This window comes from Sphingopyxis sp. GW821-FHT10B01 (genome assembly GCF_059415685.1).
Genome location: NZ_JBWKNS010000001.1, coordinates 348,589 through 364,529, shown reverse-complemented (window position 1 = coordinate 364,529; position 15,941 = coordinate 348,589). Strand labels below are relative to the sequence as shown.

General features: G+C 60.9%; 13 protein-coding genes. 5 read left to right on the top strand and 8 right to left on the bottom strand.

The features are described 5' to 3' along the window. Positions 1 to 23 precede the first annotated feature (23 nt). Positions 24 to 1,028 carry a hypothetical protein gene (locus AC07NV_RS01570; protein WP_495164579.1) on the bottom strand — a complete coding sequence of 335 codons (1,005 nt, stop codon included), beginning with the start codon at positions 1,026 to 1,028 and terminating at the stop codon, positions 24 to 26. 69 nt (positions 1,029 to 1,097) lie between these two features. Next, positions 1,098 to 1,385, bottom strand: a complete 288-nt coding sequence (locus AC07NV_RS01565; RefSeq protein WP_495164578.1) for a hypothetical protein — start codon at positions 1,383 to 1,385, stop codon at positions 1,098 to 1,100. Between the two features lie 217 nt (positions 1,386 to 1,602). On the opposite strand from AC07NV_RS01565, the gene AC07NV_RS01560 reads away from it, so the two are divergent. Continuing rightward, on the top strand, positions 1,603 to 2,691 hold the full coding sequence (locus tag AC07NV_RS01560) for a sensor histidine kinase (RefSeq protein ID WP_495164577.1): 1,089 nt from the start codon (positions 1,603 to 1,605) through the stop codon (positions 2,689 to 2,691). Beyond that, positions 2,688 to 3,482 (top strand): LytR/AlgR family response regulator transcription factor, encoded by a 795-nt coding sequence (locus tag AC07NV_RS01555; protein ID WP_495164576.1) that lies wholly within the window; start codon positions 2,688 to 2,690, stop codon positions 3,480 to 3,482. The genes AC07NV_RS01560 and AC07NV_RS01555 overlap by 4 nt, the downstream gene beginning before the upstream one ends. 72 nt (positions 3,483 to 3,554) lie before the next feature. Here AC07NV_RS01555 and AC07NV_RS01550 read toward each other — a convergent pair whose 3' ends face one another. Continuing rightward, positions 3,555 to 4,481 (bottom strand): lipid kinase, encoded by a 927-nt coding sequence (locus tag AC07NV_RS01550; protein WP_495164575.1) that lies wholly within the window; start codon positions 4,479 to 4,481, stop codon positions 3,555 to 3,557. A gap of 258 nt (positions 4,482 to 4,739) precedes the next feature. On the opposite strand from AC07NV_RS01550, the gene AC07NV_RS01545 reads away from it, so the two are divergent. Continuing rightward, complete coding sequence (locus AC07NV_RS01545) at positions 4,740 to 5,777, top strand: formylglycine-generating enzyme family protein (RefSeq protein WP_495164574.1); 1,038 nt, start codon at positions 4,740 to 4,742, stop codon at positions 5,775 to 5,777. 282 nt (positions 5,778 to 6,059) lie between these two features. Then, the gene (locus AC07NV_RS01540) at positions 6,060 to 8,633 is read left to right on the top strand and encodes a TonB-dependent receptor (RefSeq protein WP_495164573.1); all 2,574 of its coding nucleotides are present in this window, start codon (positions 6,060 to 6,062) and stop codon (positions 8,631 to 8,633) included. 161 nt (positions 8,634 to 8,794) lie between these two features. Here the strand turns inward: AC07NV_RS01540 and AC07NV_RS01535 are convergent, their stop codons facing one another. Further along, the gene (locus AC07NV_RS01535) at positions 8,795 to 11,794 is read right to left on the bottom strand and encodes a TonB-dependent receptor (protein ID WP_495164572.1); all 3,000 of its coding nucleotides are present in this window, start codon (positions 11,792 to 11,794) and stop codon (positions 8,795 to 8,797) included. 433 nt (positions 11,795 to 12,227) lie between these two features. On the opposite strand from AC07NV_RS01535, the gene folE reads away from it, so the two are divergent. After that, a complete protein-coding gene (gene folE, locus AC07NV_RS01530) occupies positions 12,228 to 12,827 on the top strand; it encodes a GTP cyclohydrolase I FolE (protein ID WP_495164571.1) in 600 nt (199 codons plus the stop codon). 240 nt (positions 12,828 to 13,067) lie between these two features. On the opposite strand, the gene rplI is transcribed toward folE, so the two are convergent. The 4 genes from rplI to AC07NV_RS01510 form a co-directional block, all read right to left on the bottom strand. Next, positions 13,068 to 13,691, bottom strand: coding sequence for a 50S ribosomal protein L9 (gene rplI / locus AC07NV_RS01525; RefSeq protein WP_495164570.1), 624 nt, complete (start codon positions 13,689 to 13,691; stop codon positions 13,068 to 13,070). A 14-nt stretch (positions 13,692 to 13,705) separates the two neighbouring features. After that, on the bottom strand, positions 13,706 to 13,930 hold the full coding sequence (rpsR, locus tag AC07NV_RS01520) for a 30S ribosomal protein S18 (RefSeq protein WP_037517582.1): 225 nt from the start codon (positions 13,928 to 13,930) through the stop codon (positions 13,706 to 13,708). A gap of 11 nt (positions 13,931 to 13,941) precedes the next feature. Further along, complete coding sequence (gene rpsF, locus AC07NV_RS01515) at positions 13,942 to 14,307, bottom strand: 30S ribosomal protein S6 (protein ID WP_056371356.1); 366 nt, start codon at positions 14,305 to 14,307, stop codon at positions 13,942 to 13,944. A 157-nt stretch (positions 14,308 to 14,464) separates the two neighbouring features. Further along, positions 14,465 to 15,853, bottom strand: a complete 1,389-nt coding sequence (locus tag AC07NV_RS01510; protein WP_495164569.1) for a Mur ligase family protein — start codon at positions 15,851 to 15,853, stop codon at positions 14,465 to 14,467. Positions 15,854 to 15,941: the final 88 nt, after the last annotated feature.

Genomic DNA, 15,941 nt, shown 5'->3' with positions numbered 1-15,941 from the left:
TATGGTCTTTGAACCAGCCTCCATTACCGAGGGCCCCAAAGAATTTGGCACCGGTCGCCCTCGGTGAAATAATCCTCGAGAATGCCGTTGCGGAAACCGAAGGTCAGATCGCAGTGGAACTGATTCTCGCGCTTTTCAAAATAGCCGGTCTTGCCCACCTGTCCGACCTGCGCATCATAGGTTTCGCTGTGGGTCCGGCGATAGACTAGCGCGCGCAACGCGCCGCGGTCGCTGCTGCTTGCCGGGGCGCCGAATGCCGCCGTCACCTCCGCTTCGCTCTTACCGATCCATTCTTCCAGTGCAGGCGCAACCTCCTTCTCGCGCTTCATCCGGTCCTTGCGGCTCTTTTGCGAGGCTGCGATCGCGTCGGCGTCGCGCTGGCTCTGCTCGGCAATTGCGCCTGCCTGCGCGACGAGCGCCTGCTTTTCCTTCATGATCTTTTCGACCTGGGCGTTCTGATCGGCGATCGAGACATTGCTGCTGTAGCCGGGCCGCTTTCCGTCGGTCCACAATTTCTCCCACGCGACATCGACCACCTTGGGCAGGCTGATCGGCCCCAGATAGATGAAGTTGCGCGGGTCGTTGTTCGCCTCGCGCTCGCTGGCCCGCTGCGCGCCCTTTTTCTGGCCTTTGTCGCAGGCGAAGGTGATGATCTGATGTTCGGTGACATTGGCGGGCGCGTGGTCGGCAACGTCGGGCCCGCGGCGCAGTGCGCCATCGCGCGGGCTGATCTGCACCAGATCGATGCGGAGCGTCTTTTTGATGCAGTCGACATGATAGTTGGCGGTGCTCCAGTCGGGCTGTGACTGGGCTTCGTAGATCGTCGCGGCTTCGACCTTGAAACTGGTGTCGCTGTTGAATTCGGGGCTGATATAATCCTCGTCGATCACCGTGAAGGTGCGGTTCGGCCGCTCGCCGCCGGTGTAAACGAGCCATTGGTTGGCCTGCGCCGGGACTGTGGCGGCAAGGACAAGCGCGAAGGTCAGTGCGGACTTTTTCAGGACATTCCTGTTTGTATCGAATGGCATGCTAATCCCATATTCTTGTGAAGTCCGGTCTGAACCTCGTTTTAAAGGCGACGACTGCGGTCACTGGCTTCAGAAGCCGGGCGTGCCGCCAATTCTGTCCACAACGCTCTTGTTTCTGGACTTTGCGGCAAAGGAATTGCCTGCAACCGCCATTCCCTTGGAAACGTCAGGGTTGTTTGTAGCGATGCTGTCTGCCGGCATGGCGGCGCTGCCGGCCGGTCCGCCGGCAGCGATGCGCCCGCCTTCGCTCGTCGCCCTCGTGCCGGATGCAGGGACCATCGAACTGACGGGTTTGGTTTGCGCCGTGGCGAGGGCCGGGCTGGCGATCAGGGCAATTGCGAGAATGGCATTACGCATCACAATCTTCCGTTGGCGGCGCGATCATGGTGATCGTCGGGAGTACAGGGTCGGTATCGACCTTTGCGCGGTCTTCGCAGGCACGACAGGCTCCCCCAAAGGAGATTTCGGTGACCGGCTGTCTTTGATCATCGAGCGGCGAGGAAAATCTGCGAATGGCTTGGAAATGCCGTGAACGACACTCGACTTGTCGTGGCAATATGCAAATAAGACTGCGATGAATGCCGACCGCCAAAGCCCGCTGAAGGACGAATCGGTTGCGCGGACCGAACTGCGCCGGATGACCCGCCAGCTTGGAGCGGTTTACTGGTTTTCGGTTTTCCTGATCGCGAGCCTTCTCTGGCATTTCGTCGGAGTCGATGCATGGATCTCGGCGCCCGGAAAACTGATCTGGATTGCGGCGAGTATTGCCATCACCTTCGGGATTTCGGCGCTTATCTTCCGGTGGCGCGACATGCCCTTTCTGCACAAGGCGGTATTGTGCTTCGTCCTCACCCTGCTTTGTTCACCCTTTTCCGCGACCATCGATTTCCTCATCGCCTCCTGGTACATGTGGCCGCAGAAACCGGCGTTTGCGCTCCATGATTTCGTCTATAGCCTGATTCAGAACAGTTCATTTTTCTTCGGCTGGGCATGCCTCTATGTCGCGATGCTCTACAGCTTCGAGGTGCGCGAACAGGAACGGCGGCTCGCCGCCATCCGCGAAGAGGCGCTAACCGCACAGATGCGTGCGCTGCGGTACCAGATTCATCCGCATTTTCTGTTCAATACGTTCAATTCGATCTCGGCGCTGATCGAGGAAGGCAGGCCGGAGGATGCCAAGCATATGGTCGTTGTCCTGTCCGAGTTTTTGCGAACGACGCTGACGCTGGACCCGTTCAGCGATATTGTCCTGGACCGGGAAATCGCGTTGCAGCAGGACTATCTGGCGATCGAGCGCGAGCGATATTTCGACCGGCTGAACTTTGCGTTCGATATTCCCGACTTGTTGCGCAGCGCGCTGGTACCCAGCCTGATCCTGCAGCCCCTCGTCGAAAATGCGATCAAACATGGCGTGGGGCAGGTTGGCACGCCCGTAACGGTGCGCGTCGATGCGCGGTCTGCCGGAGATATGCTGATATTGAGGGTGACCAACGACGTTGCGACGGATCGGGAAACGACCGTATCTCCATCTACGGGAATAGGGCTCGCCAATGTGCGCCAGAGGCTGGCAGCACGATTTGGCGAACGGGCGCGATGCTCGGCAGGATATAAGGGCGAAGGGACGTGGGAGACGGTGATCGAAATGCCATTACGGTGCGAATGACGGGCTTTTCGGTCCTGATCATCGACGACGAGCCGCTGGCGCGCGGCCGCATCCGGCGCGCTCTGGCAACAATGACCGATATCTATGTCGCAGGCGAAGCGGCGAGTGTCGGGGAGGCGATTGTGCTGATCGAACAGTTACGCCCCGACATCATCACGCTCGACATACAGTTGCCCGGTGGAAGCGGCTTCGACCTTCTCGAGCAGCTTGGCACCGCCGCGCCGGTGACGATATTTCTGACCGCGTTCGATCACCACGCCCAGCGTGCCTTTGACGCCCATGCCATCGACTATGTCACCAAACCCCTTCAGCCGGCTCGCTTGCATCTGGCGATCCGTCGTGCCTGCGAACGGCTTCGCGCCAGTTCGAACGAGGAGAGGGTCAACGAGCTTCAGGAAATCGTCCGGTCGTTGCGGCATGCGTTGCAACAGACGGGAAATGCAGGAGCGGATTTCTGGGTCCGGTCGCGCGGAGATTACAGGCGCATTTCCTTGCAAGGCGTCACCCATATCGTTGCGGAGCGCGACTATGTTCGCATATTCAGCGACGGCGAAAGCCATCTGCACCAGGAAAGCTTGACGGCGCTTGAGCAGCGCCTGCCTCCCGACGCATTTCTCCGCGTTCACCGTAGCGCGATCATCCGCCGGGACGCCATCGTGCGGTTGAAGAGCCTGCGGTTCTCGGCGCTGATCGCAGAGCTTGTCGACGGTAGCGAAGTTCGCGTCGGACGAACCTATGCGGCCAGGATCCGCGCCGAACTGGCACGCGGCGGACTGCCGGCAGCGCGCTGAATTGCCGATCGGGTGCGCGATGGACGTGCAGCTGCGATGGATGCCTCCGCGTCTGCTTTGTGCCGGCCGGCGTCACTTGTGATAGAATGGGAATTGGCGCGCTGCAGAGAGGCTGTTGCGCGGCGCGAGAACCGCTATCGCGCGCGGAAGAACGCGGAAATGCGCCGGCGTTGCGGTAACGATCTCGCCATCGGTGTTGATCGGCATCGGGAAGCGGGTCTCGATGTCGAATTCGACGCATTGGGCCGTTCGGACCTCGTTCCATGCGCCATGCGTGCCGGTCCGGAAGGCGCGCAGCATCAGCGCAAGTTTCCAGAGGTTTCGCATTTCGAGGCTGTAGAGGTCGAGGTTGCCATCGTCGATTGCCGCGTTTTCCTCGACGACATTCCCCCCGCCATAGAGGCGGCCATTGCCGATCGCGATCTGGTAGGTTCCGACCAGGGTGCTGCGGCCTTTCTCGGTGATCCTCGCGCGGAAACGTTTGGCGCCCATCAAGATGCGGAGCGCGGCAACGGCATAGCCGAGCCGGCCGAAACGTTTCTTGATCGCCGGATCGAGTTTCTGCGCGAGCTCGCTGCTGAGTCCTATGCTCGCGACATTGAAGAAGGCGTGTCCGTTGACCGTGCCAACGTCGATCAGCCGCCGGTGGCCGTCTGCGATGACATCGGCCGCCGCTCCAAAGTCGAGCGGGATCGAAAGCGTTCGTGCGAGGTCGTTGGCTGTGCCGGCCGGTATGATGCCGAGCGGCAGCCCGCTCTCGACGACAGCTGGCGCCGCCGAGGAAATCGAACCGTCCCCGCTGCAGACCACGACCAGATCGGCTTCGCGGTGCAGCCTTGCAACGTCGCGCGCGATCTCGGGAAGATTTTCGAACGGCTCGACGGTCACTTTGAGACCGCCGGCTTCGAGCCGGTCCCGCACGGGTTGCAGCGCGTCCTGACCCTGCCGGGCTTTCGTATTGAGAAGAACAAGTGCGCGCGTACCTGCTGGCCACGACATCGGCAAATCCTGTCAGGAAGAATGGGCGGTGCCGCAAGGCCCGGGCTCGGTCGATGAGCGTCGGTCCTTGTGCTGTCCCGCCATAGGAGCCTTGCGTCTTGCCGTGAAGGGGCCGCAGGAAGGCCGGCGCCCAACGCGGTTCATCTCCGCGTGTGGACCGGGCGGACGCCGGCCGCGACTTGCCCATTGACCGGGCGGCCCGCGGCGTTCAGCCATGTTCGCTGAACGGGCGGTCGGCCGGTTCACGTGGAGAAGATGATGACCCGTTCGATCCTGTTTCCCATATTGGGTGCGGCGTTGCTGGCAGGTGTTGCGGCATGCAGCGAGGGCAATGCGCCCAAGGATAGGCCGGTTGCCGCTGCGACGCCACGCCAATGCCCGCCGCTTGCCGACACCCCCCTAAAACTCGCCGGCGGCACGTTCGCGATGGGCGAGGACGATGTCTATGCCGAAGAGGGGCCGGTTCGGCCGACGACGGTCGCCGGTTTCTGGATCGACCCGCACGAGGTCACCAACCGTCAGTTCGCCGGGTTCGTCAAAGCCACCAATTATGTGACGGTTGCCGAAAAACCGGTCGATCCGAAGCAGTTTCAGGTGCCCATCGACCGGATTCCGCCCGATATGCTCAAGGCCGGATCGGCGGTGTTCACGCCGCCCGATTTCCCGTCGAACAATTATTCCGACTGGTGGAAATATGTCCCCGGCGCCAACTGGAAAAAGCCCTATGGCCCGACCGGTCCCGATCAGGTCGCGAACGAACCCGTCGTCCACCTCGCCTGGGACGATATGGCCGCTTATGCCAAATGGGCGGGCGGGCGCATCCCGACCGAGGCCGAATGGGAATATGCGGCGAGCGCGGGCAAGCGGTCGAAGAATGTCCAGCCTGCAGAAGCGAACAGCTGGCAGGGCGCCTTCCCGAACTACAATGCCGAAACCGACGGCTTCAAGGGCGTGTCGCCGGTGGGCTGCTACAAGCCGAACGCCAACGGCCTTTACGATATGGTTGGCAATGTCTGGGAAGTGACCAGCGACTTCTTCAAGCCCGGCCACAATCCCGGCGACAAGGACAATCCCAAAGGTCCAGACGAGAACAGCGCCTATGACCCGCTGAATCCGGGCATGCCGTCGCGTACGGTAAAGGGGGGCAGCTATTTATGTGCTCCCAATTATTGCCAGCGCTACCGTCCCGCGTCGCGGCAGGGGCGCGATCCGGGGATGGGGACGAGCAATGTCGGCTTTCGCCTCGTCTATGACCAAATGCCGAAGCCCTATATGCCGGACCGCCTTCCTGGCTGAGCGAACTTCCTGGCTGAGCGAAGTCCCTCGTTTCGAGGCTCGCTCCATGCGATGGCCCGGCCGCATGCGGCGGACAAATGGAAGCCTGAAGCGATGGAAGTTGCGTCTTCCGTAGAGTAAACTGTTGCTTTTTAGTCACTAATCGCGGGAAAATCGGCCCTCTTGATGTGCTCCACGTTGACGCGGTGGGCAGCGATATTACAGCAGTACGTTCCGGTGGGGCATCTCCCTCTTTGGCCATGGGCCGCGCTTTTCACCGGTTTTGGAGAGAGAGACATCGTCATGACTTTGCGCAACATCCTGTTGGGCGCCACCATGCTGTGCGCCGGCACCACCCCCGTTACCGCTTTTGCTCAGGATACCGCTCCCGCCGACGACACGTCGGTCGCGACCGACGTCACCGATTATGGCAACGACATCATCGTCACCGCGACGGGTCGCGCACAGCGCTCGCAGGATATTCCGATCGCGGTCAATGTGGTCGGCTCGGAGCAGTTGGAAAACTCGGGAATCAGCGACATTCGCGGGCTTCGCCAGATCGCGCCGAGCTTCCAGGCGACGACCGGCCAATCGTCGGCCAGCGGCGTGGTGCTTCGCATCCGCGGTATCGGCACGGCGGGCGACAACCCCGGCTTCGAACCGTCGGTCGGCGTGTTTGTCGATGGCGTTTTCCGTGCGCGTGCGGGTCTCGCTCTTGCCGATTTGCCGCCGATCGAGCGCGTAGAGGTTCTGCGCGGACCGCAGGGAACATTGTTCGGTCGCAATACATCGGCGGGTGCCCTGAACATCATCACCCAGAAGCCCGGCTTCGAGTTCGGCGGCTATGCCGAGGCGAGCTATGGCAATCTGGACGAGATCGAGCTGAAAGCGGGTGTTACGGGACCGGTTTCCGACAAGGTCGCCCTGCGTCTCGACGGCGGCTATCACAAGCGTGACGGCTATATCAAGGATGTGAACAGCGATCGTCGCTTCAACGATCTCGATCGCTGGTCGGTGCGCGGACAGGCATTGTTCGAAAGCGAAGACGTCTCGTTTCGCCTGATCGCCGACTATGCCAAAACCAACGAACAATGCTGCGGCGCGCTGAACACCAACTCGGGCTTTGCCCAGCCGGGCACGCCGGCCTTTGCCGCGAGCGCGGTCATTCAGGGGCTGGCGGCCGCCAATGGCCTGACCGGCATCGTGACGCCTTTCGACCCCAAGAAGCGCGAGGTCGCTTATTCGCCCAATCGCGACCTGACCGAAAAGATGCGCGAATGGGGCGTGTCTGGCCAGCTCGATTGGGACCTTGGCGGCGTGGAACTGACCTCGATCACCGCATGGCGCGACTGGAAGGCGCTCCGCGGCATGGATGTCGATTTCTCCGGAGTTGACCGCGCCTACCGTGAAAATATGCCGATCAACATGCGTGATTTCACGCAGGAGCTTCGCCTCAAGGGGACCGCATTCGACGATCATCTCGACTGGCTGATCGGTGGCTTTTACCTCAATGAAAAGCTGAAATACACCGAACGGACCCGCTTCGGCACGCAGGGTGCGCAATATGTGGACCAGTTTATCAATGCTCTGACCGATGCAGCCGTGCCCGGGCCCACGGGATTCCAGGTTTTCGGGTCCAGGCCGAACACGCCGCTGGTGGGTCAGGTGCTGCTTGCGTCCAATCCGCAACTGGCGGCTGCCGCGGCGCAGGCTGGGGTGCTCGACACCTTCCTCACCCCGCTGACGGCTCCGCTGGCCGGGCAAGGCCAGATCGGTGACAGCTACCGCGTCAACACCGAAGCCTTTGCACTGTTCACGCACAACATCATCAAGTTCAGTGACAATGTCTCGCTGACCGTGGGTTTGCGCTACAATCACGAATCCAAGAAGCTGAACGCCGATATGCAGTCCAACCTGCCTTCCTGCTCGACGTTGCAGAGCGCCCGATACGGCCTCTATCGTCAGGCATTGCAGGGCCTGCCGTCAGGCCTTGGCAACGCCATTACCAACCTGGTCTGCAACCCCGTGGTCAATCCCGAATTCAACGGAATCTATCGGGGCAAGCGCAGCGAGAGCAAGCTGACAGGCACGGCGAAGCTGTCGATCAAGCTGGACGACCGGGTCATGGTCTATGGCGGTTATGACCGCGGTTATAAATCGGGCGGCTATAATCTCGATCGCGGTTCGTTCGACACCCGATTCCTGGGCGGCAATGGTGCGCAGGTTTCGGATCTCGAATTCGGCAACGAGGATGTCGATTCCTATGAAGTCGGTGTGAAAACCAATTTCAGTTCGGCGTTCCAGTTCAACGCCAACCTTTTCTACACCGAGCTCAGCGGTTATCAGAATCTGACCTTCATGGGGAACAACTTCGTCGTCCAGAATTTCGACAAGGTTGTGGCGCAGGGCGTCGAGCTGGAATCGGTCATTCGTCCGGTCTCCGATCTCTCCATCACGCTCGGTTATTCCTATGTGGATACCAAAGTGAAGGACCCGGCAGCCGGCGAGGACAACCGTCTGCCGCTTACCAATTCGCCGAAGCATGTGGTCACCGGTGCGGTGACCTGGACCCCGCAGATCAGCAGCAATGTCGGCGGCCTGCTTCACCTCGATTGGCGGAGCAACAGCGACTCCAATACGATCAACGATCCGGTCGGCGTCCCGTTCACCACCAATGACGGCTACACGATCGTCAATGCGCGGGCGGGCGTCAATTTCGGGCCCGATCAAAACTACGCGGTTGAATTCTACGTCGAAAATCTTTTCAACAAATATTATAATGTGACCTCGTTCCCGATCCCCGAACAGAGTGCGAGCTTTGCGGTATATCCGTCGCCGCCGCGGCTCTACGGCGTGAAGCTGCGCGCCAGATTCTGATTTTCGGGCAAGATCCGATGATTTGATCAAAGGGCCGGGCCATCCGATGATGGTCCGGCCCTTATTTTATCTGCGTCGGCGGCGCCATGCAGCAGGCAAAAAGAAACCCCGGCCTCTCGATCGAGAGGCCGGGGTTTTCTCTTGGCATTGCCGCCGTTGGTTTAGAACTTCACGCCCGCCGCGATGCCATAGCGCCGCGGTTCGAGGGTGAAGATGTTGGTGTAATTCCCCGACGACTGGTCGGTGATATACTGACCCGTGACGCTGTTGGCGTCGAACAGGTTCTGGATGAACCCGCGGACATACCATTTTTCGTCGGGGCCGTTCAGCTGCATCTGGGCATTGACCTGCGCATAACCCGGGATCTTGTTGACGTTGCCGTTAAAGATGCTGCCATAGCTTTCGCCCGTGTAGGCCAGGTCGACACGCGGGACGAGCGACATCTCGCCCATTCGTGCCGTATATTGCACGCCCGCGCTGAACTTGTAGTTCGGCGCCTGTGGCAACTGGTTGCCCTTGATGTTGACCGGAATGCCGGCGGAGAAATATTCGACCCCGCCGAGCGCGGCAGGATTGACCGACAAGCCGTTGACGGGAGCGGGCAGGTTGGCAAAGGCACCCGCCGCGGCGGCTTCCATGACCGAACAGATGCTGAAGGCGCCCGTCGAAGCGATGCCACCATCGGCCGGGAACGACGTCGTCGGTCGCAGCCCGGCGCCACCCTGAACACCCGGTACGATGCCGTTGTTAATCAGCGTCTGAACACCGTTCACAAAGGCGTTGACCCCTGCCGTATTACCCGTCCGCGAACCGACAGCGCAGTTGGCTGCGTTGGTGATGTCCTTGATGATCACCGCGTCGCTGCGGCCGCCACCAAAGTCGCGCGGATTGCTGGTAAATTTATCTTCAGAGACCTTGCTGTGCAGGTAGCTGAAGCCAAGGTTGACCACGACGTCGGGATCGGGCCGCACAATGGCTTCAGCCTCGAAGCCATAGATATTGGCGCTGACATTGTCGTTGACCGCGGTGCGGGCGACGATCTTGCTGAGCTGCAGATTCTTGTACTTATAGTAAAAGGCCGTCAGGTTCAGCTGGAGCGCCCCGTTGCCGAAGCTGTTCTTCGAGCCGATTTCAAAGGCATCGACTTGTTCGGGTTTGAACGATTCAGCCACCGCGAAAATCGGCTGCAGCGGCGGGTTGATGCCGCCCGATTTATAGCCGCGTGAGTAAGAGGCATAGAGCAGATTGTCGTCGGTGACCTTGAAGTCGAGCACCGCGCGGCCAGTCAACTTGTTGAATTTGACCGTACGCTCCTGGAATAGCTGGTTGCCGGGTGTACCCGGATCAGCGTCGAACGAGGTGACAAACGGCGAATCGAATACCGTCCCGGTTCCGCCATGAGGCGCAAGGAAGGCGGCCAGGGTGGACCGCGCCACGACAGTCTTCTTGTCATTGTTATAGCGCAGGCCCGCGGTCAGCTTGAGCCGATCGCTGAATTCGAAATAGGCCTCACCGAATAAGCCGTATGACGTGATCTTCAGATCGTCGGTGTTGTTGCGGAAGAACGGGGTGGCAAGGAACGACGGGGGGCGCGGACCGCCCGCTGCGGGCGGGTTGGTTGCCGCTGTGAACGCACCCAGTACCCCGGCCAGATAGTCGATCGGGAAGGCGTTCACATAATAGCTGTTCTCGGTCAGGTGGTAATCGGCATAGATGCCGCCGACCAGGAAGTTGAAGGGTCCGTCGAGGTCGCTCGACAATATGCCTTCGACCGACCAGCTGCTGTTATACTGGTTCGACCGGTCGAACTGCAGCGACTGATCGCTACAAATCTTGTTGCCGCCGAAGCTGCCATATCCGGTTTCTTCGGCCAGCGATGTGCAAAGCTGCCCGGTCGGACCATTGGGGATGATCGCTGCGGCAACGGGTCGGAAATAAGGAGTGAACGCGGCACCCAGGGCACCGTTTGCTGCCGCCTGCAACGTCGCAAGGCCGCCCGCATAGAGCGCCCGATTGCCGATGTTGCTGTTGTAATCCTGCGACGCGTCCAGTTTGACCTTTTGATACTGGCCGGACACCTGCAGCGAAACGGGGCCGAAATTATGTTCGATCTGGCCCTGCAACGTCAGTTCGCTGGTGAAATATTCCGGCGTATAGGCCGTTCTCACTTCGCGCGGATCCGACGGGATCGTCGTGTTGGCATAGACGTCGGGACCGTAAAGGCTACCCAGCGCGAACGCCTGCGGAATGCCGCGGATTGCCAGGAATTCGCGGGAGGTCAGCGCCGCGGTGAAGGTCGCATTGCCGTTGAACGGCGAATTGTCGAGGCGGCTGTTCAGGCAACCCAGAATGCCGGTCGGGTCGCGCTGGCAAAGCTGTTTCTGGATGCGCGTGCGCTTGTCTTTCTCGTGGAAATAGGACGCCATCAGGTCGATCGTGGTGTCGGGCGAGGGTTCCCAGCGCAGCGAGCCGCGGACCGAATAGAGATCGCGGTCGTCGATGCGGGTGTTGAGGAAGCTGTTCTTGGTATAGCCGTCGCGGTTCAGATAGATGCCGGCGACGCGAAGGGCCATGGTGTCGCCGATGGGAATATTCACCATCGCCTTGCCCTTCATCGATTCATAATTGCCATATTCGGCTTCGGCCGCGGCCTCGAACTGCCCGAGTTTCGGCTTGGCGGTGATGACGTTGACCACGCCCGATGTCGCGTTGCGGCCGAACAATGTACCCTGTGGTCCGCGCAGCACTTCGACGCGTTCGAGATCGAAAAATTCGGTTTCGAACAAACGGGTCGAAAACAGCGGGTCGCCGTTGAGGTGAATTGCGGTCGCGCTGTCGCAGGTCGTGCCGACGCAAAGGTCGCCGATGCCGCGGATCGTAAAGCTCGCCCCGGTGAAGTTGGTCTTGGTAAAGGTGACGTTCGGCAGCGTCAGTTGAAGATCGGACGGGGTCTTGATCTGCTGTGCTTCGAGCGCTTCGGTCGAAAAGGCGCTCACTGCGATCGGCACATCCTGCAGACGTTCCGACTGACGCTGTGCGGTGACGACGATTTCGCCGCCGAACGCATCGCGTTCCACTTCATCCGCCGCACCCTGTGCATAAGCCGGCGTCGCCACCGACATTGCAAGGATCGAGGTTCCGATCAGTGCCTTGAACTTCATTTATAGCCTCCCTTTTTCGATCCCGCAGGTGCGGGGCCGCCCAACATCAAATTGTGGTTAGGGGAGGGGAAACGACCAGACATGGCAAAGGGCACCGGGCCAAAGCGGCCATGTGCCCTCGTGTATCCCACTTGCCAGCTGTGCTGGTCATCGTCCTCTCCCACCGGCGTCGGGGAAAACGCCGGCCTCTCCGGAATACGACCCGCTCAAGCGAGTTCTGTATGGCGTAAGGGTGCGCCGAGTTGACGGAAGCGTCAAGCCACTTGTTTGGCCCAAAAAAGGACGCGAAACCGCGCCTCTCCGAACGTGCAAAAAGCCTAGTTTCCGCAACGTAAACTTCATTGGGGGGCATAAATTCTTCTTGTCCGGGCCTTGCTAATCGGCGCATTGACGTGGAAATGTGCGACATGATGGCAACAGTGAAAGCGGAGCGATGAGCGACAAAGTCGAGTTGGGACCGGACGGCAAAATATTGGTGCCGGACCATGTCGCGGACGCAGTGCGGACGCTGATCGAATGGGCGGGCGACGATCCGGCGCGCGAAGGGCTGCTCGATACGCCGCGTCGTGTTGCACGCGCGTGGAAAGAATATTGTTCGGGTTATGCCGACGATCCGGCGCTTCACCTGTCGCGCACATTTGAAGAAGTCGGCGGTTATGACGAGATCGTCCTGTTGCGCGATATTCCGTTCCAGTCGCACTGCGAGCATCATATGGCACCGATCACGGGCAAGGCGTCGATCGCTTACCTGCCGCGCGACCGCGTTGTCGGCATCTCCAAGCTTGCCCGCGTGCTCAACGGTTTTGCACGGCGGCTGCAGGTGCAGGAACGGCTGACGGCGGATGTTGCACGCTGTATCTGGGACAATCTTCACCCGCATGGTGTCGCGGTGGTTATCGATGCCCAGCACGGCTGCATGACCGGACGCGGGGTACGTACGCCCGGCGTCGGCATGGTAACGAGCCGCCTTCTGGGCTGCTTTCTCGACGATCAGCGCAGCCGCAAGGAAGTGCTGAGTCTGATGGGCTATTGAGGGCGACGGTAGCGACCGGAAGCTGACTTTCCTTTCATCGTCATCCCGGACTTGATCCGGGATCCACGACGACGGCGCAGCGATGGATCCCGGATCAAGTCCGGGATGACGAAGTGGGGCAGTTCGCCGTTCGCTTCCTACCCCCGGGGCGGCTGTCGGATTGCGACTGAAAGCAATAGAAAAAGGCTCCGGAGCATGGCGCTCCGGAGCCTTTTCTGTCTCTTGCAAGAAGGAAGGGGCTTAGGCCTCTTCTTCCTCGTCCGCAGCAGCTTCGGCAGCCAGTTCCGAAGGCGGCGTCGCGTCTTCGAACTCGTCTTCGCTGTCGGGTTCCAGAGCGGTGGCGACTGCCTCGGCCTGTTCTTCCTCGAACATCGCCGCGATAACGTCGATGCCCTGCTTCTGCATTTCGGCTTCGTCGGGCGAACGTGCGACGTTGACGCCGACGGTCACGACGACTTCAGGGTGCAGCTTGACCTTGACGTCGACCAGGCCGAGCGACTTGATCGGGCGTTCCAGTTCGATCATCGACTTGCCGATGCCTTCGATGCCGTCTTCGGCAAGGGCGTCGACGATGTCACGGACCGAAACCGAGCCGTAAAGCTGGCCGGTGTTCGACGCCTGACGGATCAGGACGATCTGCTTGCCGTTGATGCCGCTGGCGCGACCTTCTGCGTCGGTGCGACGTTCGGCGTTATCGGCCTCGATCTTGCCGCGGTTCGCTTCGAACAGCTTGCGGTTCGCGTCGTTTGCGCGCAACGCCTTGTTGTTGGGCAGCAAATAGTTGCGGGCAAAGCCGTTCTTGACGTTGACGACATCGCCGATGCCGCCGAGTTTCTCGATACGTTCGAGCAGGATGATTTCCATCGGACCAGCCCTCCTTACTTCACAATGTAGGGGAGCAGGCCGATGTGGCGCGAGCGCTTGATCGCTTTCGCCAGCTCACGCTGCTTCTTGGTGGACACCGCGGTGATCCGCGACGGGACGATCTTGCCGCGCTCCGACAGGTAACCCTGGAGCAGACGGACGTCCTTATAATCGATGACCGGTGCGTCCTTCTGGCTGAAGGGGCAGGTCTTGCGGCGGCGGAAAAAGGGTCGTGCCATGGTGCTGTTCCTTATTCTTCGCCGTCGCGGTCACGGCCGCGGCCGCCACGACGTTCCTGCTTGCGCATCATCACCGACGGACCCTTTTCGAGTTCGTCGACCTTGATGGTGAGCCAGCGGATGATATCTTCGTTGATCGCAGCCTGACGCTCGATCTCTGCGATGGCTTCGCCTGCGACTTCAGCCGACAACATCACATAATGACCCTTGCGGTTCTTCTGGATCTTGTAAGCGAGCTGCTTCAGGCCCCAAGTCTCGGTCTTGTGAACCGTGCCCTTGAATTCGCCGATGACGTTGGTGACGGTTTCCGCCAGCGCGTCGACCTGAGCCTGGCTCAGGTCCTGACGCGCAATAAAAACATGCTCGTAAAACGGCATGGTGCGCTTCCTTCGATTTGGCCGATCGCTGGTTCCGCGCCAATCGCGAAACCCCTCCGGCTGTCGTCTCTGCTTGGCCAACTATGCAAAGCAAACGGGGCGATGGCATGCGAGCCTCGCCCCGAAGCGGCGGCCTATACAGATTCGCGGGGAGAAATCAAGCGCGGACGGTCAGCTTTTCCAACAGTTCGCGCCCGAATTCGGTCAGCGTGTCGTCGCGCGCGCCGAGGATGAGGATGCGGTCGCCAGCCCTGGCTTCGTCGAGCATCGCCGCGCCGCACGCCGCGCGGGTCGTGAGGTGAACCGCATCGGCGCCCCCGGCGAGGATATCGGCGACCAGCGTCTCGCTGCCGATGCTGCGATCGACGGTGCCGCCGAAATAGACGGGGTCGCAAACATAGAGTTTGTCATCAGCGCGCATGCCGGCCGCGAAGCTGGCGGCAAGTTCCTTGCCCATCTGGCGGAGCGGGCCATAGCCGTGCGGCTGAAAGAAGAGCAAAGCGCGGCCGGGAAGTTCGGCCACCGCGGCGAGCGTTGCGGCGACCTTGTCGGGGTTATGCGCGAAATCGTCGACAATGGTGACGCCGCCGGCCTGGCCCAGCACTTCGTAGCGGCGCGCGAGGCCGGTAAAGTCGGCGAGGGCGGCGACGGACTGGGCAACCGGTATGTTGACCGCCCGCGCTGCGGCGATCGCGGCCAGTGCGTTTGCGGCATTGTGGCGGCCCGGCATCCGCAACCGGACCTCGTGCCGGTCGGCGGCGAAGCTCACGGCAAAGCGGCAGCCGTCGGGCAGCGCCTCGAAATCGCTGCCGCGCACCGTGGCTCCCTCGCCAAAACCGAAACGCAGATTGTTGTCGGCGTTGAACAGCGCGGCAGATTCCGGGTCGTCGGCGTTGACCACCGCAATGCGCGCCTTGGCCGTAAAGTCGCCGAATAGCTGGTGTAGTTCGGCGAGGCTTTTGTGGTCGAGGCTGATGTTCGTGACGACCGCAACATCGGGCTCGTAAAGCGCGATTGACCCGTCGCTTTCGTCGACCTCGCTGACATAGGTTTCGGCGTCGCCGACCAGCGCGCTGGCAAAGGGCCTGTCCGCGCTCGCGAAATTGCGCATCACCGCACCGTTCATCACCGTCGGCTTGCGTCCCGCGCTTTCGAGGATCCAGCCGATCATCCCGGTGACGGTCGACTTGCCGCTCGTCCCGCCGACGCCGATCGCGCTTTCGGCGGCATTGAACAGGGCCGCATTGAGGTCGGCGCGCGTCATGCGCGGGAGGCCGAGCGCATTGGCGGCCGCAATATCGGGAACGCTGTCCTCGATCGCCGCCGAGGCGACGAGGATCTGGCCGGCTTTCGGGCCGCTGCCGTCTTGCGGATAAAAGGCGATGCCCTGGCTTGCGAGCCAGGTGAATTTTTCCGGAGTCCGGCCTTGGTCGCGGCTCCGATCCGATCCCGAAACCACGCCGCCGCGTGCCGCGACGATCATCGCGAGCGGTAACATGCCCGACCCGCCGATGCCGCAGAAGAAATAGGATTTGTTTTCGGCCATCGCGGCGCGATATGGCTTTGATGAAGGGTTTGCAACCGCACCCGCCGCAATAACCGCTCGTGTCGAGTGGATCGAGGAATCAGCCAGT

What these genes read in the sequence shown, in the direction of transcription:
- AC07NV_RS01560 (WP_495164577.1), top strand. Translation starts at nt 1,603, where the DNA reads ATGAATGCCGACCGCCAAAGCCCGCTGAAGGACGAATCGGTTGCGCGG.
- AC07NV_RS01540 (WP_495164573.1), top strand. Translation starts at nt 6,060, where the DNA reads ATGACTTTGCGCAACATCCTGTTGGGCGCCACCATGCTGTGCGCCGGC.
- rplI (WP_495164570.1), bottom strand. Translation starts at nt 13,691, where the DNA reads ATGGAAATCATCCTGCTCGAACGTATCGAGAAACTCGGCGGCATCGGC.
- AC07NV_RS01550 (WP_495164575.1), bottom strand. Translation starts at nt 4,481, where the DNA reads ATGTCGTGGCCAGCAGGTACGCGCGCACTTGTTCTTCTCAATACGAAA.
- rpsF (WP_056371356.1), bottom strand. Translation starts at nt 14,307, where the DNA reads ATGCCGTTTTACGAGCATGTTTTTATTGCGCGTCAGGACCTGAGCCAG.
- AC07NV_RS01545 (WP_495164574.1), top strand. Translation starts at nt 4,740, where the DNA reads ATGACCCGTTCGATCCTGTTTCCCATATTGGGTGCGGCGTTGCTGGCA.
- AC07NV_RS01565 (WP_495164578.1), bottom strand. Translation starts at nt 1,385, where the DNA reads ATGCGTAATGCCATTCTCGCAATTGCCCTGATCGCCAGCCCGGCCCTC.
- AC07NV_RS01570 (WP_495164579.1), bottom strand. Translation starts at nt 1,028, where the DNA reads ATGCCATTCGATACAAACAGGAATGTCCTGAAAAAGTCCGCACTGACC.
- AC07NV_RS01555 (WP_495164576.1), top strand. Translation starts at nt 2,688, where the DNA reads ATGACGGGCTTTTCGGTCCTGATCATCGACGACGAGCCGCTGGCGCGC.
- AC07NV_RS01510 (WP_495164569.1), bottom strand. Translation starts at nt 15,853, where the DNA reads ATGGCCGAAAACAAATCCTATTTCTTCTGCGGCATCGGCGGGTCGGGC.
- folE (WP_495164571.1), top strand. Translation starts at nt 12,228, where the DNA reads ATGAGCGACAAAGTCGAGTTGGGACCGGACGGCAAAATATTGGTGCCG.
- rpsR (WP_037517582.1), bottom strand. Translation starts at nt 13,930, where the DNA reads ATGGCACGACCCTTTTTCCGCCGCCGCAAGACCTGCCCCTTCAGCCAG.
- AC07NV_RS01535 (WP_495164572.1), bottom strand. Translation starts at nt 11,794, where the DNA reads ATGAAGTTCAAGGCACTGATCGGAACCTCGATCCTTGCAATGTCGGTG.